Consider the following 23,958-nt stretch of genomic DNA (forward strand, 5'->3'; position numbering starts at 1 on the left):
TCGCCCGATCGGCGGTACGGCACCGCACTCGTGATCTGGGGCACACCGTTCGCAAACGCCCCTGCCGGCCGGTCGAACGGTGTTTACATGTCCCGACGCGCAGCCCGAAGAAGAGGTGAGTGATGATCGGATTCGAGACCGACCTGCAGGACCTGCGGGACTCGGCCGGAGCCCTCCAAGACGCGGCCGGTGCCGCGGAAACCGCGTCGAGCGGCCTGCGCGGCACCGACGTCCCCGTCGCCGCCGGCGGCTTCCTCGGCGGTCTCGCCGGCATGTTCCCCGCGGACAACGCCTTCGGCCGCTCGCTGGGCATGCCCGCCGTCGCGGCGGCCTACAACGACCACCTGGCGAAGATCCAGAAGCTGGTCGCGCAGCTGCACCGGACCACCGCCGACACGAGCCACGCGTTGATGCGGGTGGCAGAGCTGTACGAGCAGGCCGACGAGGACTCGAAGCGGCACGTCAACCGCGCGGCCGCGGGCCTGGAAGGGAACTGAGGACGTGGACGGCTACTTCGACACCGGCCTCGACGCCGAGCCGATGTCCAGCGGTGAAGACCGCCGCGCCGAACTCCTCGAGGGCGTGTCCGAGGACCTGAAGGACGGCGCGAACGACGCACTGGACGCGCTCGACGTCCTGCGGATGACCGAGATCTGGCTGTTCGGCTTCGACGACTCGAACGAGAACTTCCGGAAGATGCAGGACGACACGGCCGCCGTCTACCGCGAGTTCTCCGACGCCGACATCGACCACGAGTCGGCCTCGGGCCTGCAGAGCCTGATCATGAAGCACGACGCCGTCTGGAAGCAGCTGCAGCGCGACTCGAGGCCGAAGCTCGACGACGCCCGGCAGTTCCTCGACGTCTGGCGCGGCTCGGCCGCGAACGCGGTCAAGGCCTACCTCAACCAGCTGGCCGACGCCTTCACCGAGGTCGAAACCAAGATCACCGTGCTGGAGAGCGACGTCGTGGCGGCGCGCGAAGCCATCGCCTCGGCCCGCCAGGACCTGAGCAACCTCGGCACCACGTTCCTGGAGACGGCGAAGAAGTACCAGGAAGACCAGTCCCGCAAGCGCGAAGCCGCGATGTCGAAGGTGCTGGCGGCGACCTTCGCGGGCGCGGTCGCCGGGCTGCTCACCGTGGCCAGCGCCGGCGTCGCGGCCCCGGCGGGCGCGGCGATCTTCACCGCGGCCAACGGCGCGCTGGTGGCCGGGAACGCCGCCGGCGGCGCGATCAGCGCGATCGTGGCGAACCAGGCCGAGATCACCGGCGACAACGCGTTCGACCTGCACCAGAGCTTCCTCGACAGCGCGGGCAAGATCCGCGACGGTGCCGGTGAGGCGGCCCGGACGCTGGCGAACCGCATCGGCGACGAAGCCGTCGACCTGCCGAAGATCCCCGACCCGCCGGACGTCAGCCCGGGCTCGAGCTTCGACCCGGACAACTTCGAGACCGACCACACCTCGCGGCAGACGGAGAAGAACGTCCGCGACGAGCACGTCGACATCGCCCCCGACGGCGAGGTCTCGCGGAACGACGGCCACCTGGGGCTGATGCATGGCTGACCGTCCGGCGAAACCGGACCGCGAAACCCTGCTCGCCGAGCTCGACGCGCTGTCGGCGACGGCGACGTCCGCCGGCGGCGCGGTTTCGCTGTCGGTCAACACCGACGGCGTGCTGACCCGGCTGCGGCTCACCGACGCCGTCTCGGGGATGTCGCCGTCGGAGATCGCGGACGCCGTCCTGCGCACGTACGTCGAGGCCCAGCGCGAGTCGGCGAAGCGGACCGGGCAGCTGCTGGCGCCGCTGGGCACCGGCGGCTACCTGATGGACCGGCTGCGCTGGCGGGTGCAGTTCGAGCCGGAACCGGTGCCGGTCGCCGCTCCGGCACCTTCACCGGCGGCTCCGGCCACGGATGGCAAGGTGCTGCAGGACCGGTCTTCGGAGGCCGCGGCCTCCGCGCCGCCGTCCGGCCCGGTCGCCGACGACGACTGGTACGCCGGCGGCATGCGGTTCGACAAGGCCTGGTGAGTCAGGCCGGCTTGACCTCGCGGATGAAGCCGGCGATCAGATCATCGAGGCGGCTGGGGGCTTCCGTGAGGTAGATCGCGGCCACCCGGCGCTCATGCACGCCGAAAAGCACGATCGACGTCTTTTTGTCGGCACTGGCGAGGTACTCGCCGTGCAGGCCGCCGCCGTCCCAGGTGCCGCGGCCGACGGCACTGCCGGCGGGCGTCAGCTTCGTGTTCACCTCGATGTATTCGGTGGTCATGCCCTGGAAGTAGCGGACGCTGCCACCCGTGAAGTCGCAGACGACCGAGAGCTGGCCGCCCAGTAGCTGCGCGAAGTGGTCGTTTTCCTTGCAGGTGCTCCGGTCCGGGACGGACCCGGCCAGTGCGCGCAGGCAGGGGGTGAAGCCGGCCCGGTCGCGCTGCGCCGTCTGCGTGCAGTCCGCTGCGGCCTGCGCGGCCTGGTCACGGATGACGAACACGACGACGGTGGCCACGACCGCGGCGACCAGGAGCACGGCGAGCGCGAGGAACCAGCGCTGGGGTTTCCGGCGCGGCTCCGGCGGTGGCGGGTGCTGCGGCGGCCGCGGGGGCTGCTGCTGCCAGGGTTGCGGCCGCGGTGGCGTCACGGGCGGGCGGACGGGCGCGAACGCGGGCACGGTGAGGTCGGTGGTGGTGCCCAGCGGAACGTGGTGGAGCCCGAACGCGACGGCCGTCTCGGGCTGGTCCTGCGTGGTCGGCGCGACGCCGAGCTGCCGGCCGAGCAGCGTGGCCAGCAGCGGCATCCGGCTCGGCCCGCCGACGAGGTAGACGCCGGCGAGCTGCGCGGGCGTCAAGCCGGCGCGGCGGATCGTGGTGGCGAGCAGTTCGGCGCTGCGCAGCAGGCTGGGCCGCACCAGCGCTTCGAGCTCGTCCCGGCTGACGAGGACGTCCCCGAACGGCTCGGCCATCGGCACGTGGGTCTGCGCGTGCCGCGAGAGGCTTTCCTTGGCGTCACGGACATCCTGCAGCAGCGCGCGGCGCGTGCGGCGGTCGGCGGTGGTCTGCGGCCGCAGGAGGCGTTGCCACTGCGCCGGATCGGCGTGCGAGACGGAGCGTCCGATGTGGACGAGCAGGGCCTGGTCGATGTCGAGGCTGCCGAGATCGGGCAGGCCGTCCTCGGCCAGCACGGTGAACCCCTGCTGGGTGATCCCGACGACGGCGCAGTCGAAGGTGCCGGCCCCGAGGTCGTAAACGCCGATGGGGCCGCCGGCCCGGCTCCCCAGGCTGGCGTAGTGGGCAGCGGCGGCCACCGGTTCGGGGATCAGCCGCACGTCGGCGAACCGGGCCTTCGCGGCGGCGGCCCGGAGGACGTCCTGCCGGCCGGCACCCCAACCGGCCGGGTGCGAAATCCGGGTCTGCGCGGGTGGGCGGCCGAGCTGCCGTTCGGCTTCCTCGCCCATCCGGCGCAGGACGGCGGCGAAGGCGTCGGCGATGTCGACATCGGTTTCGCCGAGCCGGAGAGTGCCTTCGTCGATGCGCCGCTTGGGGTTCGGCTCGAACCGGCTGGGGTCGAGCCGCGCCCGCCGTTCGGCGTCCTGGCCGACGACGAGCAGGCCGTCATCGTTGACGTAGACGGCAGAAGACATCGTGACGGACCCGTCGACCTCGATGGCCCGCGGTCCACGCCCGAAGGCGGAGAGGACCCCGACGGTGCTGGAAGTCCCGAAGTCGATCGAGAGCACGTCCACGCGGATTCCCCCTCCCAAGGTCCGCGGGCATCGTCTCACGGGCTTGGACAGCGAGAAGGGCGGCTCCCCACTCGGGGGAACCGCCCTCCTGGCGGACTACGCGACGATCACTCGCCTTCGGCTTCGCCGCCCTGCTCTTCGTGGCCCGCGCCGATGCTCACCGGCGGGGCATCCGGGATGGACGACGGCCGGCGCTCACCGCGGAAGGTGAACTTCGCCTGGTCGTCCTTGTCCTCCGGGTTGCCGCTCCAGCCCTCGACGTCGACCAGGATGATCTGGCCGGGCTCGACCTCGCCGAAGAGGATCTTCTCCGACAGCTGGTCCTCGATCTCGCGCTGGATCGTGCGGCGCAGCGGCCGCGCACCCAGCACGGGGTCGAAGCCGCGCTTGGCCAGCAGCGACTTGGCCTTCGCCGTGAGCTCCAGCTCCATGTCCTTGGCCTTGAGCTGCTTCTCCACGCGGCCGATCATCAGGTCGACCATCATGATGATCTGTTCCTGCGTCAGCTGGTGGAACACGATGATGTCATCGATCCGGTTCAGGAACTCCGGGCGGAAATGCTTCTTCATTTCCTCGTTGACCTTTTGCTTCATCTTCTCGTACCGGGTGCCGGTGTCGTTGGACCCGGCGAACCCGAGCGAGACGGACTTCGAGATGTCCGACGTGCCCAGGTTGGACGTGAAGATGAGGACCGTGTTCTTGAAGTCGACCGTGCGGCCCTGACCGTCGGTCAGGCGGCCGTCCTCCAGCACCTGCAGGAGCGTGTTGTAGATCTCCTGGTGCGCCTTCTCGATCTCGTCGAACAGGACCACCGAGAACGGCTTGCGCCGCACCTTCTCGGTCAGCTGGCCACCCTCTTCGTAGCCGACGTAGCCCGGAGGGGCACCGAAGAGCCGCGAAGCGGTGTACCGGTCGTGGAACTCGCCCATGTCGATCTGGATGAGCGCGTCGTCCTCGCCGAACAGGAACGCCGCCAGCGCCTTGGAGAGCTCGGTCTTACCGACACCGGACGGGCCGGCGAAGATGAACGAGCCCGACGGGCGCTTCGGGTCCTTCAGACCGGCACGCGTACGGCGGATTGCCTGCGAAACGGCCTTGACCGCGTCCTCCTGGCCGATGATGCGCTTGTGGAGCTCGTCCTCCATGCGCAGCAGCCGGGTGGTCTCCTCCTCGGTCAGCTTGAACACCGGAATGCCGGTCCAGTTGGCCAGCACCTCCGCGATCTGCTCGTCGTCGACCTCGGCGACGACGTCGAGGTCGCCGTCCTTCCACTGCTTCTCCCGCTCGCCCTTCTGGCCGAGGAGGGTCTTCTCCTCGTCACGCAGGCGGGCGGCCCGCTCGAAGTCCTGCGCGTCGATCGCGGACTCCTTGTCACGGCGGACGTTCGCGATCTTCTCGTCGAACTCGCGCAGGTCCGGCGGCGCGGTCATCCGGCGGATGCGCATCCGGGCGCCGGCCTCGTCGATCAGGTCGATCGCCTTGTCCGGGAGGAACCGGTCGTTGATGTACCGGTCCGCCAGGGTCGCGGCGGCGACCAGCGCCGAGTCGGTGATCGAGACGCGGTGGTGCGCCTCGTACCGGTCGCGCAGGCCCTTGAGGATCTCGATCGTGTGCTCCAGCGACGGCTCGCCGACCTGGATCGGCTGGAACCGGCGCTCGAGGGCGGCGTCCTTCTCGATGTACTTGCGGTACTCCTCGAGCGTGGTCGCGCCGATCGTCTGCAGCTCACCGCGGGCGAGCATCGGCTTCAGGATCGAAGCCGCGTCGATCGCACCCTCGGCGGCACCCGCCCCGACCAGCGTGTGCAGCTCGTCGATGAACAGGATGATGTCGCCGCGGGTCTTGATCTCCTTGAGCACCTTCTTCAGGCGCTCTTCGAAGTCACCGCGGTAGCGGGAACCGGCGACCAGGGAGCCCAGGTCCAGCGTGTAGAGCTGCTTGTCCTTGAGCGTCTCGGGCACCTCGCCCTTGACGATGCTCTGCGCGAGGCCCTCGACGACGGCGGTCTTGCCGACGCCCGGCTCGCCGATGAGCACCGGGTTGTTCTTGGTCCGGCGGGACAGCACCTGCATGACCCGCTCGATCTCCTTGCCGCGCCCGATGACCGGGTCGAGCTTGCCCTCGCGGGCGAGCACGGTCATGTTGCGGCCGAACTGGTCCAGCACCAGCGACGACGACGGGGTGCCTTCACCACGGCCGCCGGAACCGGTTTCGGTGGACTCCTTGCCCTGGTAGCCCGAGAGCAGCTGCAGCACCTGCTGGCGGACCCGGTTGAGGTCCGCACCCAGCTTGACCAGCACCTGCGCGGCGACGCCCTCGCCCTCGCGGATCAGGCCCAGCAGGATGTGCTCGGTGCCGATGTAGTTGTGGCCGAGCTGCAGCGCTTCGCGCAGCGACAGCTCCAGCACCTTCTTGGCGCGCGGCGTGAACGGGATGTGCCCGCTCGGCGCCTGCTGGCCCTGGCCGATGATCTCTTCGACCTGCTGGCGCACGCCCTCCAGGGCGATGCCCAGCGACTCCAGCGCCTTGGCGGCGACACCCTCACCCTCGTGGATCAGACCCAGGAGGATGTGCTCGGTGCCGATGTAGTTGTGGTTGAGCATCCTGGCCTCTTCTTGAGCCAGGACGACCACCCGCCTCGCGCGGTCGGTGAACCTCTCAAACATGTGCACTCCCTCGACTGCTGCGCCGGCGGCCCGTTTCCATCGTGCTTTCACCGCGATGGATTCAGCACCGTGAGACCACTCTAGTAGCCAAGCGGTGGCGCTGGCTTACCACTACGGCTGTTCGCGGTCTTTTCCGCACCCGGACGTGGGGTCCGCCGGGTGCTTCCATCATCAGGTTGCCCTGCACCTTTACGTCAAGCCCAACGTGCGAACGGCCACCGGGATTCCGCCATCCGCGCTCTGTCCGCTCACCGCGAACAGTCCGCAAGCTGAGAGTGCCCCCACCCGATTGGCGCAGCTTCCGGAAGTCTGTAAGGTTAGGCACGCCTAATCCACTACGGCGCCACAAGGAGGGCCGCGGTTGAGCCACCAGCGGTCCTTCCGTGACGCACGCGAGGTCGGCGACGGCCTCGCGTCGTCGTTGCGGCGGGTCTCCGGCCTGCAGGAACGCACCGAGCTGCGCCGCGACGTCCCGGCCGGCTGGATCCGCTGTTCGGAGCTGCTGGAGACGCCCGCCTACTTCGACGAGTGGCGCGGCCTGCTGGGCGACTGGCTCCTGCGCGAGCACTCCTCGGCGCCTTCGCCGACCACGGCCAGCTGGGTCCTGACGTGGTACTTGCACGTCCCGGCGTACGTCGCGGGGTTGTTGTGGCACCACGAGCGCCGGGTGCCGTCGCTGAAGCCGGCGGAGCTGGCGTTCCGCCTGGCCGACGACCGCCCGCACCCGGACGGCATGGCGGTGCTGGGTGACGCGTTCCACTGCCTCCCGACCGACCCGGGCTCGGCCCGCCCCGAGGCAACCGTGGTCCGCGACGAGCGCGCACTGGCGGCGGTCCTCCGGGCCCGTTACCTGGCTCACGCGGCCCAGTTCGTCCGGGCGTACGCACCGCTCAGCAGATTGGGCCGCCGAACCCTGTGGGCAGCGGCGACGGACGCGCTGGAGAACTCGCTGTGGTGGGCGGGCCGCCAGGGCGGGACACCGGAGGCCGAGGGAGCGGGCGTGGCGGACGCGGCACTGGTGCTCGACGCGCGGTACCCGCCACTGACGTCGGCGTCGACGTTGCGCTTGCGAGAGAGCCCGGACGGCCACCGCGAGTGGACGCGGCGGCGCGAGAGCTGCTGTTTTTCGTACTTGCTGCCATCGTCTTCCGAGTGCGACGGCTGTCCACGGACCTGCTCGCGCTAGCCAGGTGGGCCGCACACAGCCCGGGCCCGATCACACAGCCCGGCCTGATCCCTGGGCGGATTCCAGGGGTAGTCGCGCCACCTGAGTTTCAGGAGTCGTCAGGCCCGGCGCGCCGCCCGGGCCGGGATCTCACTGCCGATAACCGCGACCGAGCTGAGCCGACCGCGGTCTCAACGATCAGCCAGGAAGACCCCAACCAGCAGCTCGATTGAACCCGCCGGCCTCATGCCGCGCATGAACCGGCCACCCCGCGGCGGGAGAGCTGCTGCTTTAGTGCTTGCTGCCGTCGTCGTCCGAGTGCGCCGGCCCCCGGCAAACAGCCCCGCCCGATCCCTGGGGGCGGCCCCTGGGCCAGCCTATCGACCCCACCCGACAAAACCCGCCGATCGCGGCCCCGCACCCCACACCTGTCCACAGCTCAACCCACTTGTGGACAACTCCACCCCGGATCCCGCCCCGCCGCTCCCAGCGCCCGCTCCAGTGGCGAGGCCTCAGCAGCCACCGCCACCGCCGGCCCGTACACCCCCATCGACCGCGCCCGGTCGCCCATCGCCACCGCGGACTCGTACACCGCCGTCGCCGCTTCGGGCGCGCACTGCAGCCGCTGCCCGCTCGCCCGGGCCAGGTCCCAGCCGTGCAGCACGAACTCGCCCAGGACCATCGCGCCCACCACCGCCGCCGGCATGGGCGCCGAGCCCAGCGAAGTCGTGCCCGTCCACGCCGCCGGTGTCCCGAATACCTCCACCAGCGTCTCCGTCTGCTTCTCCAGATCCGCGCGCCAGCCGTCCGTCACCAGGGCCGCCTCCGCCTCGCCGGCCCCCATCGCGGGCGGCCCCTCGCGCCGTCCCGCGGCGATCAGCCACGGACCCCAGTACAGGAGGTGGTTGAGCAGCCCCCGGACGTCGTAGCCCGCGCACGGCGTCGGCGCGGTCAGGTCGGGGACCGCACACGCGATCCGGAGGAATTCGGCCGCGGCCGGACGCAGCAACTCGGCAGTCATGGCGGTGATCCAAACTCCCCGGCGAGCAGCGCGTCTTGAACGAACGCGACAGCTACCGTGAACCCGTGACGCACCGGATCCCGCGCGGCATCGTGGCCGAAGCCACCGCGCGCACGATGTTCACGCTGGCCAGGCACCCACCGGCCCCGGAACTCGCCGAATTCGTCGAATACCACTGGATCCTGCGCTGGGACCGGCGCGGCAAACCGCCGCACGAGCAGCGGGTGCTGCCGAACCTCTCGGTCCACGTCACGTTCTTCCCGGGCGCCTCCGGCGTCCACGGCCCGGCCCGCGACGTCTTTTCCCACCGCTTGGCCGGCCGGGTCCAGGGCCTGGGCGTGCGATTCCGGCCGGGCACCTTCCGCGCGTTCCTCGGCGGACCCGTGCGTGACATCGCCGACCGGGCCGTCCCGCTCACCGATGTTTTCGGACCGGCGGCCTCGGCGGCCGCCGAATCGGTGCGGACCGCGGGCGGCGATGCGCAAATGGTCGGCGCGATCGACAACTTGCTGATCGCAAATCCCGTGCGGCTGTCCCCGGCCGCCCGTGCGGCGGCGGAGGCGGTGGAACAAATCGCGCGGGATCCGGGAATTACCCGGGTGGCGCAACTGTGTGCCGATACTGGACTAACCACCCGGTCCATCCAGCGCGTGTTCGCCGAACACGTCGGTCTCCCGCCCAAGTGGGCGATCCGGATTTACCGGCTCAATGACGCAGCGCAGCGGATCGTCACAGAAGGACAACGCGATTACGCCGGTCTGGCGGTTCGACTGGGCTATAGCGACCAGTCGCACTTCATCCGCGATTTCCGGACCGTGACCGGCCAGTCGCCTGCCGAGTACGCCCGAACCGCCCGCGCCCCCGAACGGGAACCGGACAGCCATCGGACATGAAGAAAGCCGCCGGGCGGAATTCGCCCGGCGGCCACGCTGAAAACCCCGCGTCGACACCGCTACCGCGACAGAGGATAACTGCTGGTCAGCGACCCACAGCCGGCCCGCACGGAGGCGGTGTGAACAATCTTCAGTTCTTCTTGTGGTAAGCCTCGACGACCTCGGAGGGGATGCGGCCGCGGTCGGAAACCGCGTAACCGTTCTTGCGCGCCCACGACCGGATGGCCTGGTTCTGCTCACGGTCGACAGCGGCCGGACGAGCCGAACCCTTACCCGCGACCGGACGAACCGTGGCGCGCTTGCGGCCGCCCGCACGACGCGCGTGCTCGACATACTGAGCGAGCGCGTCCCGGAGCTCCTCCGCGTTTTCCGAGGAGAGATCGATCTGGTAGCTGACTCCGTCCAAACCGAACTCGACGGTCTCTTCCGCCTCACTGCCGTCGAGGTCGTCGACCAGCGAGACGAGCACCTTCTGTGCCATCCGATTCCTCCTGCGGGGCTTACTCAATGATCTGGTACGGGGCGAGCCCCGGGACAGAAGACTTTGTCTAGAACATTAGTACCCGCTTCTCCAGTGCAACGCAAATCTCGTATCGATAACCGACGGCTATCCTCACACGGCCGGGTTATTCGGGCCGCACCAGCGGGAAGAGGATCGTCTCCCGGATACCGAGACCGGTCAGCGCCATGAGGAGGCGGTCGATCCCCATTCCGACGCCACCGCTCGGGGGCATTCCGTACTCCAGGGCCCGCAGGAAATCCTCGTCGAGCCGCATGGCTTCGCTATCGCCCTGCGCGGCCAGCAGCGACTGTTCGGTGAGGCGTTCCCGTTCGACGACCGGATCGACCAGCTCGGAGTATCCGGTGGCGAGTTCGAATCCGCGCACGTAGAGGTCCCACTTCTCGGCCACCCCCGCCCGGGAGCGGTGCTGCCGCGTCAATGGCGACGTCTCCAGCGGAAAATCACGGACAAACGTCGGTGCGTGCAGGTGATCTCCGACGAGGTGTTCCCACAGTTCCTCGACGAGCTTCCCGTGCCCGAGCTTCGGATCCACTTCCAGGCCCCTGGCCTGCGCGAATCCGAGCAGTTTGGCGGCGGGCGTCTCCGGCGTCACCTCTTCGCCGAGGGAATCGGACAACGACTCGTACATTCCGAGCGTGGTCCATTCGCCGGAGAGGTCGTACTCCGAACCGTCGGGCAGGGTGATGACCTGGGTGTCCAGCACCGTCTGCGCGGCCTCCTGGATCAGCTCCCGCGTCATCACCGCATTGGTGTCGTAGGTGGCGTACGCCTCGTAGTACTCGAGCATCGCGAACTCCGGCGAATGCGACGAGTCGCTGCCCTCGTTCCGGAAGTTGCGGTTGATCTCGAAGACCTTCTCGATGCCGCCGACGACGCAGCGCTTGAGGTAGAGCTCCGGCGCGATCCGCAGGAACAGCTCCATGTCGAACGCGTTGGAATGCGTGACGAAGGGGCGGGCCGTGGCGCCACCGTGCAGCGTCTGCAGCATCGGCGTCTCGACCTCGGTGAACCCGCGGCGGTGGAACGACTCCCGCAGCGACCGGACCACGCCGGCCCGCGTGCGCACGACGTCCCGCGCGCGCGGGCGCATGATGAGGTCGACGTAGCGCTGGCGGATCCGCGTTTCCTCCGCCAGGTCCTTGAAGGCGTTGGGCAGCGGACGCAGCGCCTTCGAGGTGATGCGCCAGGCGTCGGCCATCACCGAAAGTTCGCCGCGCTTGGACGTGATGACCTCACCCTGCACGAACACGTGGTCGCCGAGGTCGACGTCGGACTTCCACGCCGCCAGCGCGTCCTCGCCGACCTTCGCCAGGCTGATCATCGCCTGCAGCTCGGTGCCGTCGCCCTCGCGGAGGCTCGCGAAGCACAGCTTGCCCGTATTGCGCAGGAACATCACCCGGCCGGTGACGCCGACCTGCTCGCCCGTGGCGGTGTCGGCGGGCAGTCCGGAATGCGCCGCGCGCACTTCGGCGAGCGAGTGCGTGCGGGGTACCTCGACCGGGTAGGGATCGATACCCTCCGCGAGGATCCGGTCGCGCTTCTCCCGGCGCACCCGCATCTGCTCGGGCAGTTCGTCTTCGGCGGGCTCGCTGGTGGGAGGGGGCTTTTCGGTCATGGCCATAGGGTACGAACCCGGCCGGCCGCTACGCCAACCGGATTACCTTTACCTTTCTCTCCATTAGCCTGGATGTCGTGAGTGATCCCACACACGGTCAGCGTGCGTCTTCCTTCGGCAGCCGGGCCGCCGAGTACGCTCAGCACCGGCCCGATTACCCGCGGGAGGCGATCGAGTGGGGGCTTTCCGGAGCGAGCGGAACACCGCGCCGGGTCCTCGATCTCGGCGCCGGAACCGGCAAACTCACCCTCGGCCTCAGCACGCTCGGGCTCGACGTCACCGCCGTCGAGCCCGATCCGGAAATGCGCGCGGAACTCGAGCGGGCCGCGCCGTCGGTGACGTCACTGGCTGGGCAGGCGGAACGGATCCCCCTCCCCGACGACACCGTCGACGCGGTTTTCGTCGGCCAGGCCTTCCATTGGTTCGACGTACCGGTGGCGATGACGGAGATCGGCCGGGTGCTGCGGCCGGGCGGGGTGTGCGTGCCGATGTGGAACTACGAAGACGAATCGGTGCCGTGGGTCGCCGAGTTCACCGCGCTGGGCCGCGACGGCGCCCGTCGCCCGACGAGCATCGAAGATATGCGCGAGGTGACGCACCCGGCCTTCGAATCGTTCGAAAGCGACCGGTTTCGCCACACGCAACGGCGCACCGCGGAGACCCTGCTGGAAACGATCGCGACCTATTCGAAGGTGATCGTGTCGGCCCCGGAGGAGTCGGTGGCCCTGCTGGACCGGCTCCGGCGGTTCCTGGCGGAGAATCCGGCCACCGCGAACGGCGAGTTCGACCTGCCGCTGGTCACCACGGTCCTGCGCGCGCGGCGGCGCTGACGCACTTCGCCCTTGACCTCGATCCAAGTAGAGGTTTGATACTGCGGGAATGCGCAGGAAATCATGGGGGCGAGCCCTGATCTCGCTGACCTCGCTGGTGACCGCGGTGGGCCCGTACAAGGCCGACTGGAACGAGACGCACGTGTTCAACCCGGAATGGCCACCGCACGCGAAGTTCCACAACGGCCAGACGATGAGCCTGGGGCTCGCGCTGGGGACGACGAGCTTGTGGCAGCTCTGGCGGCGGCCGACCCGGGCGGGTCTCGACGCGGGGGCGGTGCTGGCGTCGCTGTACTGGGTGACGCAGATTTCGGCGCTGGCCTACCCGGGCTCCCGCGCGGTGGATCCGCCGGGGGCCGACCGGTTCCCGCAGGCGAAGATCGCCGTCCCGGCGTTGGCGTTGACGGCGCTGGGGTACGTGCTGGAGCGCCGCCGCCTGGCCCGCGGCTGAGGGTCCGGATGCCCCCGAGGTGGCGTGGATCGCCACCTCGGGGCAGGTCAGGGCCGGATGTTGCGCTCGTACGCCAGCCGCAGGCCGAGCAGCGTCAGCTCCGGGACGTGGTCGGTGATCGTCTCCGACTCGTCCAGCACCAGCGGCGCCAGGCCGCCGGTCGCCAGCACCGCCACCGGTTCCGTGCCGCCCGGGGAAAGCTCGCGGACGATCCGGCGCACCAGGCCGTCCACCTGGCCCGCGAAGCCGTACAGGATCCCGGACTGCAGGCACTCCACGGTGTTCTTGCCGATCACCGACCGCGGCGGCACCAGTTCGACCTTCCGCAGCGCCGCCGCCCGCAACGCCAGCGCGTCCACCGAAATCTCGATCCCGGGGGCGAACGCGCCGCCCAGGAACTCGCCGCGGGCCGAGATCGCGTCCACGTTCGTCGACGTGCCGAAGTCGACCACCACGCACGCCGTGCTGTGGAGGTGGTGCGCGGCCAGCGTGTTCACCAGCCGGTCCGCGCCCACCTCCTTCGGGTTGTCCACCAGCAGCGCCACGCCGGTGCGCACGCCCGGCTCGACCACGATCTTCGGGACCCGGGCGTAGTACCGGCCGAGCATGACCCGCAGCTCGCGCAGCACGGCCGGCACCGTCGACAGTGCACTGATCCCGGACACCGCGTCCGCGTGCGGGCCGAGCAGCCCGCGGACCGTCAACGCCAGCTCGTCGGCCGTGATGCGCGCGTCCGTGCGCATGCGCCAGTCGCCCACGAGCTCCTGGCCGGACCACAATCCCAGGACGATGTTCGTGTTGCCGACGTCGACGGTGAGCAGCAAGCGGGTCAGCTTTCCGCGTGCAGCAACGCGTCGAGGCGACGGGCGTCCGCGGTCTCGGCGACCGGGAAGATCGCCGTCTCCTCGTCCGGCGGCAGCGTCACCGTGCCGGACAGCAGCCCGGATCCCTCCGGCGCGTGGCCGGGGTCGGTGTGCCGGTGGACGATCCGGTTGTCCGCGTCGACGAAAACCACGCGCGGCTGGTACGTCGCCGCCTCGGCGTCGTCCATCTGGCCGTACGAGATGAGGATGACCAGGTCACCCGGGTGCACCAGGTGCGCCGCGGCGCCGTTGATGCCGAGCACCCCGCTGCCGCGTTCCCCCTTGATGACGTAGGTCTCCAGCCGCGCCCCGTTGGTGACGTCCACAATGGACACCTGTTCCCCCGGCAGCAGGTCCGCGGCCTCCATCAGGTCCTCGTCGACCGTCACCGAACCGACGTAGTGCAGGTCGGCCTGGGTCACGGTGACCCGGTGGATCTTCGACTTGAGCATCGTGCGGTACATAGTGGACTCCTATTCCCCTGCGTCCCACTCCGGGTGTGCCGGGTGCTCCACCGAAGCGCCGAGCAACACCGGAACGTTGTCGATCAGCCGGGTACTCCCCACCCGTGCCGCGATCAACAGCCGTGCTTCACCATCGACGGGCGCGGGCCCGAGGTCGGTTCCCCTCAACTCCAGGTAATCCACCTCGACCGCGGGCCGCGCGGCGAGGGTCTTCCACGCGGTCTCGAGGACCGCGTCCGCACCGTCCCGGCCGACGAACGCCCCCGCGGTGAGGGCGGCCGACAGGACGATGGCGTCTTCGCGCTGTTCAGGCGTCAGGTAGACGTTGCGCGACGACAGCGCGAGCCCGTCCCGCTCGCGCACGGTCGGCACGCCGATCACGTGCGTGTCGATGTTCAGGTCCCGCACCATCCGCTTGATCAGGACCAGCTGCTGGTAGTCCTTTTCGCCGAACAGGGCGTAGTCCGGGCGGAGCAGGTTGAACAGCTTCGCCACGACGGTGAGCACGCCGGCGAAGTGACCGGGCCGGACGGCACCTTCGAGCTCGTCGCCGAGCGGGCCCGGGTGCACGGTCACCACGGCACCCTCGGCGTAGAGGGCGTCCGCGCTCGGGGTGAACGCGATTTCGACGCCGTCCTCGCGCAGGATGTCGAGGTCGGCCTCCAGCGGCCGCGGGTAGGCCTCGAAGTCCTCGCCCGCGCCGAACTGCAGCGGGTTGACGAAGATGGAGGTGGCCACGACGTTGTTGGGCAGCCGCTTCGCGCGGCGGATCAGCTCGCGGTGCCCGGCGTGCAGAGCGCCCATGGTCGGCACGAGCGCCAGCTTGCGGCCGACGCCGTGCAGCGCCCGGCTGACCTGGCTCACCTGCTCGGGCGACGCGAACGCGTTCAGGGTGCCGCGGCTGAATTTCGGTGTGGTCACTGGTCTTGGTGCCCTTCGGCGGGATCGTCGAGGAGTTCGGTGAGGTCTTTGGCGGCCGCGGTGTCCAGCAGCCCGGCAGCCGTCGAACGCGCCACCGTGCGCTTGGCCAGCGCGCGGTAGGCCGGCGCCACCTCCGGCGCCCGGTCCGCCAGCACCGCGAGGTGCTTGCGGACGGTGCCGAGGTCGCCACGCGCGACCGGGCCGGTGAGGGCACGATCGCCGTGTCGCAGCACATTATCCAACGCCGCCGAGAGCAGTGGTGCGACCAGGCGTTCGGATTGCCCGATTCCGGCCTGGCGCAACAGGTCCGCGCAGTCGGCGACCAGCGCCATCAGGTGGTTCGCGCCGTGGGCCAACGCAGCGTGGTAGAGCGCTCGCGCGGAGTCGGGGATCCGCACCGGCTCGGCGCCCATCTCGACGGCCAGCGCTTCGCCGACGTGCCACCCGGCTTCGTCGTCCTCGGCCGCCGTGACACCGATGCTGCAGGCCGCCAGCCGTTCGAGGTCCTCCTCGCGGCCGGTGAACGTCATCACCGGGTGCAGGGCGAGCGGCAGGGCCCCGGCCTCGGCCGCGGGGGCCAGGACGTCGATGCCGTGCGCCCCGGAGGTGTGCACGACGATCTGCCCCGCCCGGAGCGACTCGGTGGCGACGAGCCCGCGGATCATCCCGGCGAGCGCGTCGTCGGGGAGGGCGAGCAGCACGAGGTCCGCCCGGCGGACGGTTTCGTCGGGCGGCAGGAGTGGCACGTCGGGGAGGAGGCGCTCGGCGCGGGCCAGCGACGAAGCGGACAGGCCGGACGCGGCGACCACCGTGTGCCCCGCCCGGGCCAGCGCGGCGCCGAGCACGCTGCCCACCCGGCCGGCGGAAACGACGCCGACCGCGAGGCGGGCGGGCCTCATCATGGCGTGCGCCTGTGGACGCTCATGGTTGGCAGACTCCCTCTGCTCTCGTTCCAGTCCCGCTCCGGGTACCGGACGACGGCGCGAGACTAACTCGGGCGAGCGGGCGTCGTTGAGCCCGGGTGACCAGCTTCACCCGGACCGGTTCACCCGTGGGCGGCCTCGTCGGCGAGGCGCGTGGCCTCCGCGCGGGCGGCCTTCAGGGTGCGCAGCAGCTCCTGCTGGCGCTGCCGGTCGGTGTCGCTGGTGAGCTGGTGCCGGTCGAGGAACGCGAGTTCCGTCACGCTCGCCTGGTAGACGGCGACGGCTTTCGCGGCCTGCTTGCCGGACTGCCGCTTCGCCTGGCGGCGCCAAGCCCGGCGGCCGGGCAGGCTGGCCAGCAGCTCGACTTCGGAGGGGGCGATCCACCGCGCGGCGGCCATGTGCGGCAGGGCGGCGGCGATGATCCGCTGCTCCCGTTTCCGCTGGAGGATGACCAGGTAGACGACGCCGAAGAAGAGCGGAAGCATGATCAGGAAGTAGACCGTGAGGAACTTCGACCCGCCGAGCAGCGCGGCGCTGTTCCACAGCGCGTGCAGGCAGACGGCGGCGAGGTACCCGGCGATCGGCGCGACGATCTTGAGGGCCTTGGTCGTCGTCCGCGCGGCGATCCCGAGCCCGATGCCGGTGAGCACGGCGAACAGCGGGTGGGTGAACGGAGCGAGCACGCCCCGCAGGAAGAACGCCGTGATGACGCCCTGGCTGTGCCCGTCACCGAAGCCGTAGTCGGCGAAGGCGCGCCCGAAGTAGTAGATGTTCTCGGTGAAGGCGAACCCGGCGGCGCTGAACCCGGCGTAGACGACCCCGTCCACGACGCCGTCGAACTCGCTGGACCGCCGCCAGAGGATGAGCACGACGAAGAGGGCTTTGGCGGCCTCCTCGACCACGGGGGCCGAGACGAGCGCGGCGACGGTGTTCCCGCTGCCCTGGCCGAGCAGCTCGTCCCCGACGGCCTCGGCGGTGGTGTTGATGAGCAGCGCGGTGATGGTCGCGATGCAGGCGCCCCAGGCGAAGGCGAGCAGGAGGAACTTGGCGGGCTCGGGCTCCCACCGGTCGACCCAGAGGAACCCGGCGACGACACCGGCCACGGGCACGAGCGCGGCGAGCACCCCGATGGTGACGGCGAGGGGCCCGACCCGCGCGGTGGCGAGCCCGAACAGGAACAGGCCGCACAGGGCCACCACGATCAGCCCGAGCACCGGCAGCAGCACGGTGACCCGGCGAGGCCGCCGTCCGCGATCGAGTCCCGTCGCGGGCGAGAGGGTTCCGCTCACAGCGGGTCACCCTACGCAGGCCGAAACGGAAGAGAAACGCCACCTGGCACACACGGCGCGCCGGTCAGCCTGCTGAGCGCCGCCGAGACGCGCCTCAGGGTCGCCTCCGGTGCGTCTGCGCGCACCCGAGGGCCTGGACGCTTGCGTCAGGCGCGCGGGCCTCGGTTCTCCGCACGCAGGCGGCAGGCGTTGGCCCGCGTCCGCGCCGCCACCGGGCTGGGTTGGTCGGTGGTCGTGCGGCGGGGCGTGGCGCGCGCCACCTCCGGCCGCTGACAGCTCAGCGATCGAGCGGGTCGCCGAGTGCCGACCACAGCCCGATCCACGACCGGCCGGGCTCAGTCCTCCGCGCGTCGGCGGCGGCGGGGCGTCGAGCCGGTGCCGCCGTTCGCCGCCAGCAGTTCGCTCACCGAGCGGCCCGCCGCGTGTGATCCGCTGCCCGGAGTGGGCTCCGGGGCCGCTCGGTGGCCGTTGCGGGCTCCGTTGTGGCCGTTGCCGTTCTGCTGCTGCTCGACGTCCGCCGGGTCCACCGGGGCCATCCCGCGGCGGGACATCGAGGCCCGCTCCGCGACCATGCCTTCCCAGGCCGGGGGCTCGCCGTCCGGGCGACGGCGGCGGCCTCCACCCGGGGGCTCCGGTGCCGGCGGCATCGCCGGCAGCTGCTGCGACTCCTCCGGCTTGCGGCGGCGGCCGCCGGAACGGCCCTGGAAGTTGCGGACCGACTCCGGCAGCGTCGGGTTCACCATCGGGGCCTCGGCCTTGGCGGCCTCCGCCGGCGCGCGGTGCGAACCACCGTGCGCACCACCGTGGCGGGACGGCGGCTCCTCCAGGATCGGCGACATGTCGGCCCGCGAGAACTGCTCCAGCCGCGACGGGCGGCGGCCGTCGGCCGCCGGGACCGGCGTGGTCGGAGGCACCACCGGGGGCAGGTCCGTGCGCGACGGCTGCCGCGGCGACGGGCCGTTGCTCGGCACCGGCGTGGTCGGCGGGACGACCGGCGGGATGTCGGTGCGGGACGCCGCGGCGTCCCGCGGCATCGGCGGCTTCTGCTCCGGCGGCTTCGGCCGGTTCGGCCGCTGGCGCTCGGCGAAGTCGTCGCGGTTCTGGAAGGCCGCGCTGAGGTCCTTGACCGGCCGGATGTCCGAACGCGACATCTCGGACGGCTTCGGCGGCGGCACGTTGGCCGCCGGACGACCCGGCGCCGGCCGCGGCGGCTCGGGCGCCTTGCGGGGGTCGGGCCGCGCGCCGTTCGGCTGCCCGCCGACGCGCGGAAGGTCCGACCGCGACATCTCGACCCGCGGAATGTCCGATCGCGACGCTTCGCCCCGCGGGACGTTCGGCCGCGGCATCTCCACCCGCGGGATATCCGGGCGCGACATCTCGACGCGCGGGATATCGGGCCGCGACATCTCCACGCGCGGAATGTCCGGCCTGGACATTTCGACCCGCGAGATATCCGCCCGAGACATGTCGACGCGCGGAATGTCCGGCCTGGACATTTCGACCCGCGAGATATCCGCCCGAGACATGTCGACGCGCGGAATGTCCGGACGCGACATCTCGACGCGCGGAATGTCCGATCGCGACGCTTCGGCCCGCGGAACGTTGGGCCGCGGCATCTCCACCCGCGGAATGTCCGACCGCGACGCTTCGCCCCGCGGAACGTTGGGCCGCGGCATGTCCACCCGCGGAATGTCCGATCGCGACGCTTCGCCCCGCGGAACGTTCGGCCGCGGCGCCTCGGGCCGCGGCATGTCCGGCCGCGGCGCCTCGGGCCGCGGCATGTCCGGCCGCGGCGCCTCGACGCGCGGGATGTCCGGGCGCGACATCTCCACCCGGGGAATGTCCGGGCGTGACATCTCGACGCGCGGGATATCGGGCCGCGACATCTCGACGGGCCGGATGTCCGACCGCGACATCTCGGCCCGGCGCGCGGGCGGCGGCTCGGGGCGGCGGATTTCCGTCTTCGGCTCCTGCGGTCGGCGGATCTCGGTCTTCGGCTCCTGCGGACGCCGGATCTCGGTCTTGGGGTCGGGCCGCGGCACGTCCCGGCGCGTGGGCTCGGCGGCGGCCTCCGGCCGGCGCTCGGGCTGCTTCGCGATTTCGTCCTGCTTCGGCAGCCGCATCGGCTGCGACTCGGCTTGGCGGCGCGCCGCCTCGGCTCGCAGCTCGGCGGCCTTCAGCTCGCGCTGCGCGGCGTTCAGCGCCGGGTCGACCGGCGGCACCGGCGGACGGCGCTCGCTCAGCGGCTTCGGCCGGGCCATCTGCTGGGTGCTCTGCACGGAGACGTTCGCCGGCGTCTTCGGGACCGGCTTGCCGCCGAAGCCCTTGCCCTTGCCGAGGCCCTTGCCGTTGGCGGGCTTGCCGTTCGAGGCCTTGCGGCGGCGCTCGTCGAGGACGCGGTCGATCAGCTCGGTCGGCCGCTCGCCGCCCTCGACCACCGGCTTCTTCCCGGCCATCAGCTGGGCGGGCTTCTTCTTCGGCGCGTTGTCGGGAATCAGGCGGTTCTCGTCGGACACCTTGCGCATCCGGGTCGCCTGCGCGGTCAGCGCGACGCGTTCGAGCAGCACCTCGCCGCCGAACAGCGACTGGAGGCTGTCGCGCAGCGCGGACACTTCCGCGCGCAGCGCCTCCAGCTCCTCGCGGCCCTTGGAGTCGGCCGCGGTGCGGTTCTCCGCTTCCATCTCCAGCTCGTACTCGCGCCGGGCCGCGATCTCGCGTTCCAGCTCCAGTTCGTACACAGCCTGCGCCTCGGCGACCGCGTCCTCGCTCTGTGCCGCGCTCTTGCGGTACTTCACGGCGAGAAAAGCGCCGATCAGGGCGGCCCAGAGGGCCGCGACGATCCCGAGCCTGAGGTAGCGGAGATCGTCGCTGAGCACCAGTGCGAGGGTGGCTCCGATGGCGAGGACAAAGCCGACAACGAGCCACGGCCTGCCCAGTAGGCGGCCGCGCGAGTCGTCACCCACGCCGGTCATGACTGACACCGTACCTGCTCGTAATCCGAACGAGACCTACTCGGTCCAGCGAGCGGTGGGATTCCAGCGCTAACCGGTCGTCCCGCGGGTGCGCTCACGATCGTGGTCCTGCGGGGTCCGGCAGCAGTGTTCGAGCCACAAAGCCGCAGCTACCAGGGCTGCGGCGGAGACGACGCCGACCGCCGCGGCGCGGGTGTCGTGCACCGCGGCGACGAGTTCGTCACGTCTGGGTAAAACATAGGCGAGCGCCGCGAGCCAGGCGCCGGCCATGACCGCTCCGGCGAGTGACGAAGCCTTGGCGAGGGCCACCGATCGGGCTACCCCGATCGCGCCGACGACCCGGCCGTTCTTGATGCGCGACCGGACCGAGAAGGCGAGCACGGCCTCGAGCACGGCCAGCACGGCGAAGGTGACGCCGGCGAGCAGCGGCAGCTGCGGCAGCGAGCCGTAGGCCGTCTGGAAGAGCAGGTAGCCGAGACCCAGGCCGAGCAGCCCGGCGACCACCAGGTCACGGGGCCGGGTGAAGTGCATACCTCAACGGTACCGCGCAGTAATGTTCCGCGGCCCCGCCACCGGACCCGAAGTACGGTTGACTCTCCACCGACTGGAGAGTTCATCATGCGTCTTGTGGGCACCACCGCGACCTTCACCATCGGCGAGCTGTCCCGGCGGACCGGCCTGCCGGTCAAGACCATCCGCTTCTACTCGGACGAAGGCCTCCTGCCGCCGACCGAGCGGACGGACGCCGGCTACCGCCTCTACGACGCGGCGGCGATGGCCCGCCTGGAGCTGGTCCGCACGCTGCGGGAGCTGGGTCTCGGCCTCGCCGACGTCTCCGCCGCCCTGACCCGGTCGACGACCGTCGGCGAGCTGGCGGTCCGGCACGTCGAGGCGCTCGACGAGCAGATCCGGCGGCTGCGGCTGCGCCGGGCGGTACTGCGCGCGGTGGCCAAGCGCAATTCCGAACTGGAGGAAGTGAACCTGATGAACCGTCTCGCGTCGATGTCCGACGAGGAGCGCAAGCGGCTGGTCGACGAGTTCTGGGACGAAATGGTCGCCGGGCTCGACATCGACCAGGAGTTCTACCGCCGGATGCGCGCCGGGAAGCCGGAGCTGCCCGACGACCCGACGCCCGAGCAGCTCGAGGCCTGGATCGAGTTCGCCGAGCTGGTCCAGGACCCGGAGTTCCGGGCCTTGATCCGCAAGATGAGCGAAACCCAGGCGAAGCAGATCGAGGGCGGCGAGTTCCAGCAGCCGGCGGAGGCCTGGCAGCAGAACTGGCCGATCTGGGTCTCCCGCGCGGAAACGGCGATCGCGGCGGGCGAATCGCCCACGTCGGAGACGGGGCAAGCGCTTGCGGCAGACCTGGCGGCGGCCTCCGCCCGCCCGGACCAGGACGCGGCGGCACCGGAGTTCCGCGCGGAGCTGGCCGACCGGTTCGCCACGAGCGGCGACCCACGGGCCGAGCGCTACTGGCAGCTGCTGGCGACGATCAACGGCTGGCCCCCGGTCCCGACGGCCCAGCCCGCGGTCCGCTTCATGATCGACGCGCTGCGCGGCTGACCGCACGAAGACGACAGCTCGGCGACGGACCGGCGGTGATCGGTAACGGCCACCGCCGGTTCACCGATAAGTCGCCTTTCCGACCCCGGCCGCTCGGGGGACCCCCGGTTTCAACGTTACTCGCGAGGGCCGACAATTCCGGCTCCGCGCACCCGGGGTTGTCCACAGGGGCGGCGCGTTGTCCACAGGGCCGCGCGTCCGAGGCGCCCCGGCCTCGTCGAGCGTCAGCACAGGGCCAGGTCCGTGTCCACAGGACCGCGCGCCCGAGCCTCGGGCCTGGTCCAGCGTCACGCTGGACCAGGCCCGTGTCTACAGCGCCGCGCGCTCGAGCCCTGGGCCTGCTCCAGCGTCAACGCAAAACCAAGTCCATGTCCACAGGACCGCGTGCTGGAACCCCAGGCCTGGTCCGCGTCAGCGCAAGACCAGGTCCGTCCGGCGGACAGTCGCCACTTCGTCCGCCGGACGGGCCTTCAGCAGCTCCGCGATCGGGCCGTGGCCCGGCAGGGTCGCGTCCGGGGCGATCTCCACCCACGGCACCAGCACGCTCGCGCGGTCCGGCGTTCCCGGGTGCGGCAGCAGCAGCTCCGGGTCCTCCGACGTCACGCCGTCCACGGTGACCACGTCGACGTCCAGCGTCCGCGGGCCCCAGCGCAGCTCGCGCACCCGGCCCGCCGCCTGCTCGGCGGCCTGCCCCGTGCGCAGCCACGCCCAGTGGTCGCGCGCCGGGTCGTCGACCACGCACACCGCGTTGAGGAAGTCCGGCTGGTCCTCGACGCCCCACGCCCGGGTTTCGTACACGCTCGACACCGCGACCAGCGCCGGCCGGACGGCGTCGAGTGCCGACTGGAGGAAGCCGAGGCGGTCGCCGAGGTTCGAACCCAGCGACAGCACCGCGCGGCTCACCGGTCGCGCCGGACCGTGACCGCCACGTCGTCGAACGTCAGCGGGATCGGCGCCGACGGCTTGTGCACCGTCACCTCGACCGCGTTCAGGCGCTCGTCGCGCAGCACCTCGTCGGCGATCCGGCCCGCGACGCTCTCGATGAGGTCATACGGCTCGCCCGCGACGATCCCGGCCGCCAGCTCGGCCAGCTCGCCGTAGTGCAAGGTCTTGGTCAGGTCGTCCGACGCGGCGGCCGGCCCGAGGTCCAGCCACACCGTGATGTCGACGACGAACTCCTGGCCGTCCCGCTTCTCGTGCTCGAACACGCCGTGCCGCCCGAACACGCGCAGCCCGGTCAGCGTGATCCGGTCAGCCATCCGTCCTCCAAGCGGCCGCCACCGCGACCGCGTCCAGCGAAGCCCCCACCTCGTGCACGCGCACGCCCCACGCACCGGCCGCCGCGGCGAGCGCCGAGATCGCCGCGGTGGCGTCCTCCCGGCCGTCCGGCGGGCGCGGTGTGCCGTCCTTTTCGGACAGCAGACGGCCGAGGAACCTCTTGCGCGAGGCACCGACGAGCACCGGGAAACCGAGCGAACGCAGCGAGTCGAGCCCGCGCAGCAACGCCCAGTCGTGCTCGGCGTTCTTCGCGAACCCGAGCCCGGGGTCCAGCACGATGGCGCTCTCCGCCACGCCGGCCGCGAGCGCCGCGTCCACTCTGGACAGCAGCTCGGCCCGCACGTCCGCCACGACGTCCCGGTACTCGGCGAGCGCCTGCATGTCCTTGCTGTGCCCGCGCCAGTGCATCAGCACCCACGGCACACCGGCCTCGGCGGCGACGCGGGCCATGTCCGGATCGGCCAGCCCACCGGAGACGTCGTTGACGACGTGCGCGCCGGCTTCGAGCGCCGCGGCGGCGACGGCGGCCCGCGTGGTGTCGACCGACAGCGCGACCCCTTCGGCGGCGAGCGTCTTGATCACCGGCAGGACGCGCCGCAGTTCGGTGGCGGCGTCCACCCGGGACGCCCCCGGCCGGGTCGACTCGCCGCCGACGTCGATCAGGTCGGCGCCCCGCGCCCACATCTCGCGGGCGTGCTCCAGCGCCTGGTCGAGCCCGAGGTAGCGGCCACCGTCCGAAAAGGAATCGGGCGTCACGTTCAGCACGCCCATCACGACGCACCGG

The 23,958-nt window shown here is 71.1% G+C and carries 23 protein-coding genes; 8 read left to right on the plus strand and 15 right to left on the minus strand.

Annotated elements, in window-relative coordinates; all coding sequences use genetic code 11:
* The first annotated feature begins 122 nt into the window (after positions 1 to 122).
* The 3 genes from AB0F52_RS04130 to AB0F52_RS04140 are packed head-to-tail and all read left to right on the plus strand — an operon-like array spanning position 123 to position 2,029.
* Positions 123 to 497, plus strand: coding sequence for a hypothetical protein (locus tag AB0F52_RS04130; protein WP_360164325.1), 375 nt, complete (start codon positions 123 to 125; stop codon positions 495 to 497).
* A 4-nt stretch (positions 498 to 501) separates the two neighbouring features.
* Complete coding sequence (locus tag AB0F52_RS04135) at positions 502 to 1,563, plus strand: hypothetical protein (RefSeq protein WP_360164327.1); 1,062 nt, start codon at positions 502 to 504, stop codon at positions 1,561 to 1,563.
* A complete protein-coding gene (locus tag AB0F52_RS04140; RefSeq protein WP_360164329.1) occupies positions 1,556 to 2,029 on the plus strand; it encodes a YbaB/EbfC family nucleoid-associated protein in 474 nt (157 codons plus the stop codon). Before AB0F52_RS04135 ends, AB0F52_RS04140 begins: the two co-directional genes overlap by 8 nt.
* A 1-nt stretch (position 2,030) precedes the next feature.
* Here AB0F52_RS04140 and AB0F52_RS04145 read toward each other — a convergent pair whose 3' ends face one another.
* On the minus strand, positions 2,031 to 3,737 hold the full coding sequence (locus tag AB0F52_RS04145) for an Hsp70 family protein (protein ID WP_360164331.1): 1,707 nt from the start codon (positions 3,735 to 3,737) through the stop codon (positions 2,031 to 2,033).
* Between the two features lie 107 nt (positions 3,738 to 3,844).
* Entirely contained in the window at positions 3,845 to 6,403 is a 2,559-nt protein-coding gene (locus AB0F52_RS04150; RefSeq protein WP_103343575.1) for an ATP-dependent Clp protease ATP-binding subunit, read from the minus strand.
* Between the two features lie 361 nt (positions 6,404 to 6,764).
* Here AB0F52_RS04150 and AB0F52_RS04155 point away from each other — a divergent pair, with 361 nt between their 5' ends.
* Positions 6,765 to 7,589, plus strand: a complete 825-nt coding sequence (locus AB0F52_RS04155; RefSeq protein ID WP_360164333.1) for a (2Fe-2S)-binding protein — start codon at positions 6,765 to 6,767, stop codon at positions 7,587 to 7,589.
* A 418-nt stretch (positions 7,590 to 8,007) separates the two neighbouring features.
* Here AB0F52_RS04155 and AB0F52_RS04160 read toward each other — a convergent pair whose 3' ends face one another.
* The gene (locus AB0F52_RS04160) at positions 8,008 to 8,589 is read right to left on the minus strand and encodes a TIGR03086 family metal-binding protein (protein WP_360164335.1); all 582 of its coding nucleotides are present in this window, start codon (positions 8,587 to 8,589) and stop codon (positions 8,008 to 8,010) included.
* Between the two features lie 35 nt (positions 8,590 to 8,624).
* Here AB0F52_RS04160 and AB0F52_RS04165 point away from each other — a divergent pair, with 35 nt between their 5' ends.
* Positions 8,625 to 9,482 carry a helix-turn-helix domain-containing protein gene (locus AB0F52_RS04165; RefSeq protein ID WP_360164337.1) on the plus strand — a complete coding sequence of 286 codons (858 nt, stop codon included), beginning with the start codon at positions 8,625 to 8,627 and terminating at the stop codon, positions 9,480 to 9,482.
* 130 nt (positions 9,483 to 9,612) lie between these two features.
* On the opposite strand, the gene AB0F52_RS04170 is transcribed toward AB0F52_RS04165, so the two are convergent.
* A complete protein-coding gene (locus tag AB0F52_RS04170; protein WP_013230453.1) occupies positions 9,613 to 9,963 on the minus strand; it encodes an Lsr2 family protein in 351 nt (116 codons plus the stop codon).
* Between the two features lie 145 nt (positions 9,964 to 10,108).
* Complete coding sequence (gene lysS / locus AB0F52_RS04175; protein WP_360164340.1) at positions 10,109 to 11,620, minus strand: lysine--tRNA ligase; 1,512 nt, start codon at positions 11,618 to 11,620, stop codon at positions 10,109 to 10,111.
* Between the two features lie 77 nt (positions 11,621 to 11,697).
* Here lysS and AB0F52_RS04180 point away from each other — a divergent pair, with 77 nt between their 5' ends.
* Together AB0F52_RS04180 and AB0F52_RS04185 are read left to right on the plus strand one after the other, a co-directional pair.
* Positions 11,698 to 12,450: a class I SAM-dependent methyltransferase gene (locus AB0F52_RS04180; protein ID WP_360164342.1), complete on the plus strand. Its 753-nt coding sequence runs from the start codon at positions 11,698 to 11,700 to the stop codon at positions 12,448 to 12,450.
* Between the two features lie 49 nt (positions 12,451 to 12,499).
* Positions 12,500 to 12,901, plus strand: coding sequence for a DUF6640 family protein (locus AB0F52_RS04185; protein ID WP_360164344.1), 402 nt, complete (start codon positions 12,500 to 12,502; stop codon positions 12,899 to 12,901).
* A gap of 47 nt (positions 12,902 to 12,948) precedes the next feature.
* On the opposite strand, the gene AB0F52_RS04190 is transcribed toward AB0F52_RS04185, so the two are convergent.
* From AB0F52_RS04190 to AB0F52_RS04220, 7 genes are all read right to left on the minus strand, one after another.
* Positions 12,949 to 13,725 carry a type III pantothenate kinase gene (locus tag AB0F52_RS04190; RefSeq protein ID WP_360164346.1) on the minus strand — a complete coding sequence of 259 codons (777 nt, stop codon included), beginning with the start codon at positions 13,723 to 13,725 and terminating at the stop codon, positions 12,949 to 12,951.
* A 5-nt stretch (positions 13,726 to 13,730) separates the two neighbouring features.
* Entirely contained in the window at positions 13,731 to 14,228 is a 498-nt protein-coding gene (panD, locus tag AB0F52_RS04195) for an aspartate 1-decarboxylase (RefSeq protein WP_013230457.1), read from the minus strand.
* Between the two features lie 9 nt (positions 14,229 to 14,237).
* The gene (gene panC / locus AB0F52_RS04200) at positions 14,238 to 15,149 is read right to left on the minus strand and encodes a pantoate--beta-alanine ligase (protein WP_360164349.1); all 912 of its coding nucleotides are present in this window, start codon (positions 15,147 to 15,149) and stop codon (positions 14,238 to 14,240) included.
* The gene (locus AB0F52_RS04205) at positions 15,146 to 16,051 is read right to left on the minus strand and encodes a DUF2520 domain-containing protein (protein WP_360164351.1); all 906 of its coding nucleotides are present in this window, start codon (positions 16,049 to 16,051) and stop codon (positions 15,146 to 15,148) included. Before AB0F52_RS04205 ends, panC begins: the two co-directional genes overlap by 4 nt.
* Before the next feature lie 143 nt (positions 16,052 to 16,194).
* Positions 16,195 to 17,298 carry a PrsW family intramembrane metalloprotease gene (locus AB0F52_RS04210; RefSeq protein ID WP_360164605.1) on the minus strand — a complete coding sequence of 368 codons (1,104 nt, stop codon included), beginning with the start codon at positions 17,296 to 17,298 and terminating at the stop codon, positions 16,195 to 16,197.
* 398 nt (positions 17,299 to 17,696) lie between these two features.
* Positions 17,697 to 20,333 (minus strand): DUF6779 domain-containing protein, encoded by a 2,637-nt coding sequence (locus tag AB0F52_RS04215; protein WP_360164353.1) that lies wholly within the window; start codon positions 20,331 to 20,333, stop codon positions 17,697 to 17,699.
* Between the two features lie 69 nt (positions 20,334 to 20,402).
* Positions 20,403 to 20,864: a DUF3180 domain-containing protein gene (locus AB0F52_RS04220; protein WP_360164355.1), complete on the minus strand. Its 462-nt coding sequence runs from the start codon at positions 20,862 to 20,864 to the stop codon at positions 20,403 to 20,405.
* 96 nt (positions 20,865 to 20,960) lie between these two features.
* Here AB0F52_RS04220 and AB0F52_RS04225 point away from each other — a divergent pair, with 96 nt between their 5' ends.
* Complete coding sequence (locus AB0F52_RS04225) at positions 20,961 to 21,896, plus strand: MerR family transcriptional regulator (RefSeq protein ID WP_360164357.1); 936 nt, start codon at positions 20,961 to 20,963, stop codon at positions 21,894 to 21,896.
* Positions 21,897 to 22,307: 411 nt separating this feature from the next.
* Here the strand turns inward: AB0F52_RS04225 and folK are convergent, their stop codons facing one another.
* The 3 genes from folK to folP are packed head-to-tail and all read right to left on the minus strand — an operon-like array spanning position 22,308 to position 23,945.
* On the minus strand, positions 22,308 to 22,799 hold the full coding sequence (folK, locus tag AB0F52_RS04230) for a 2-amino-4-hydroxy-6-hydroxymethyldihydropteridine diphosphokinase (protein ID WP_360164359.1): 492 nt from the start codon (positions 22,797 to 22,799) through the stop codon (positions 22,308 to 22,310).
* Positions 22,796 to 23,155 (minus strand): dihydroneopterin aldolase, encoded by a 360-nt coding sequence (folB, locus tag AB0F52_RS04235; protein WP_360164361.1) that lies wholly within the window; start codon positions 23,153 to 23,155, stop codon positions 22,796 to 22,798. The genes folK and folB overlap by 4 nt, the downstream gene beginning before the upstream one ends.
* Positions 23,148 to 23,945, minus strand: a complete 798-nt coding sequence (folP, locus tag AB0F52_RS04240; RefSeq protein WP_360164607.1) for a dihydropteroate synthase — start codon at positions 23,943 to 23,945, stop codon at positions 23,148 to 23,150. Before folP ends, folB begins: the two co-directional genes overlap by 8 nt.
* Positions 23,946 to 23,958 lie beyond the last annotated feature (13 nt).

This window comes from Amycolatopsis sp. NPDC024027 (assembly GCF_040638975.1).
Classification (GTDB): Bacteria; Actinomycetota; Actinomycetes; order Mycobacteriales; family Pseudonocardiaceae; genus Amycolatopsis.

Bases quoted from the DNA above. Each gene is read 5' to 3' on its own strand.
- AB0F52_RS04140 (WP_360164329.1), top strand. From the start codon at position 1,556: ATGGCTGACCGTCCGGCGAAACCGGACCGCGAAACCCTGCTCGCCGAG.
- AB0F52_RS04130 (WP_360164325.1), top strand. From the start codon at position 123: ATGATCGGATTCGAGACCGACCTGCAGGACCTGCGGGACTCGGCCGGA.
- panD (WP_013230457.1), bottom strand. From the start codon at position 14,228: ATGTACCGCACGATGCTCAAGTCGAAGATCCACCGGGTCACCGTGACC.
- AB0F52_RS04150 (WP_103343575.1), bottom strand. From the start codon at position 6,403: ATGTTTGAGAGGTTCACCGACCGCGCGAGGCGGGTGGTCGTCCTGGCT.
- AB0F52_RS04185 (WP_360164344.1), top strand. From the start codon at position 12,500: ATGCGCAGGAAATCATGGGGGCGAGCCCTGATCTCGCTGACCTCGCTG.
- folP (WP_360164607.1), bottom strand. From the start codon at position 23,945: ATGGGCGTGCTGAACGTGACGCCCGATTCCTTTTCGGACGGTGGCCGC.
- folB (WP_360164361.1), bottom strand. From the start codon at position 23,155: ATGGCTGACCGGATCACGCTGACCGGGCTGCGCGTGTTCGGGCGGCAC.
- lysS (WP_360164340.1), bottom strand. From the start codon at position 11,620: ATGACCGAAAAGCCCCCTCCCACCAGCGAGCCCGCCGAAGACGAACTG.
- AB0F52_RS04220 (WP_360164355.1), bottom strand. From the start codon at position 20,864: ATGCACTTCACCCGGCCCCGTGACCTGGTGGTCGCCGGGCTGCTCGGC.
- AB0F52_RS04160 (WP_360164335.1), bottom strand. From the start codon at position 8,589: ATGACTGCCGAGTTGCTGCGTCCGGCCGCGGCCGAATTCCTCCGGATC.
- AB0F52_RS04205 (WP_360164351.1), bottom strand. From the start codon at position 16,051: ATGATGAGGCCCGCCCGCCTCGCGGTCGGCGTCGTTTCCGCCGGCCGG.
- AB0F52_RS04215 (WP_360164353.1), bottom strand. From the start codon at position 20,333: ATGACCGGCGTGGGTGACGACTCGCGCGGCCGCCTACTGGGCAGGCCG.
- AB0F52_RS04170 (WP_013230453.1), bottom strand. From the start codon at position 9,963: ATGGCACAGAAGGTGCTCGTCTCGCTGGTCGACGACCTCGACGGCAGT.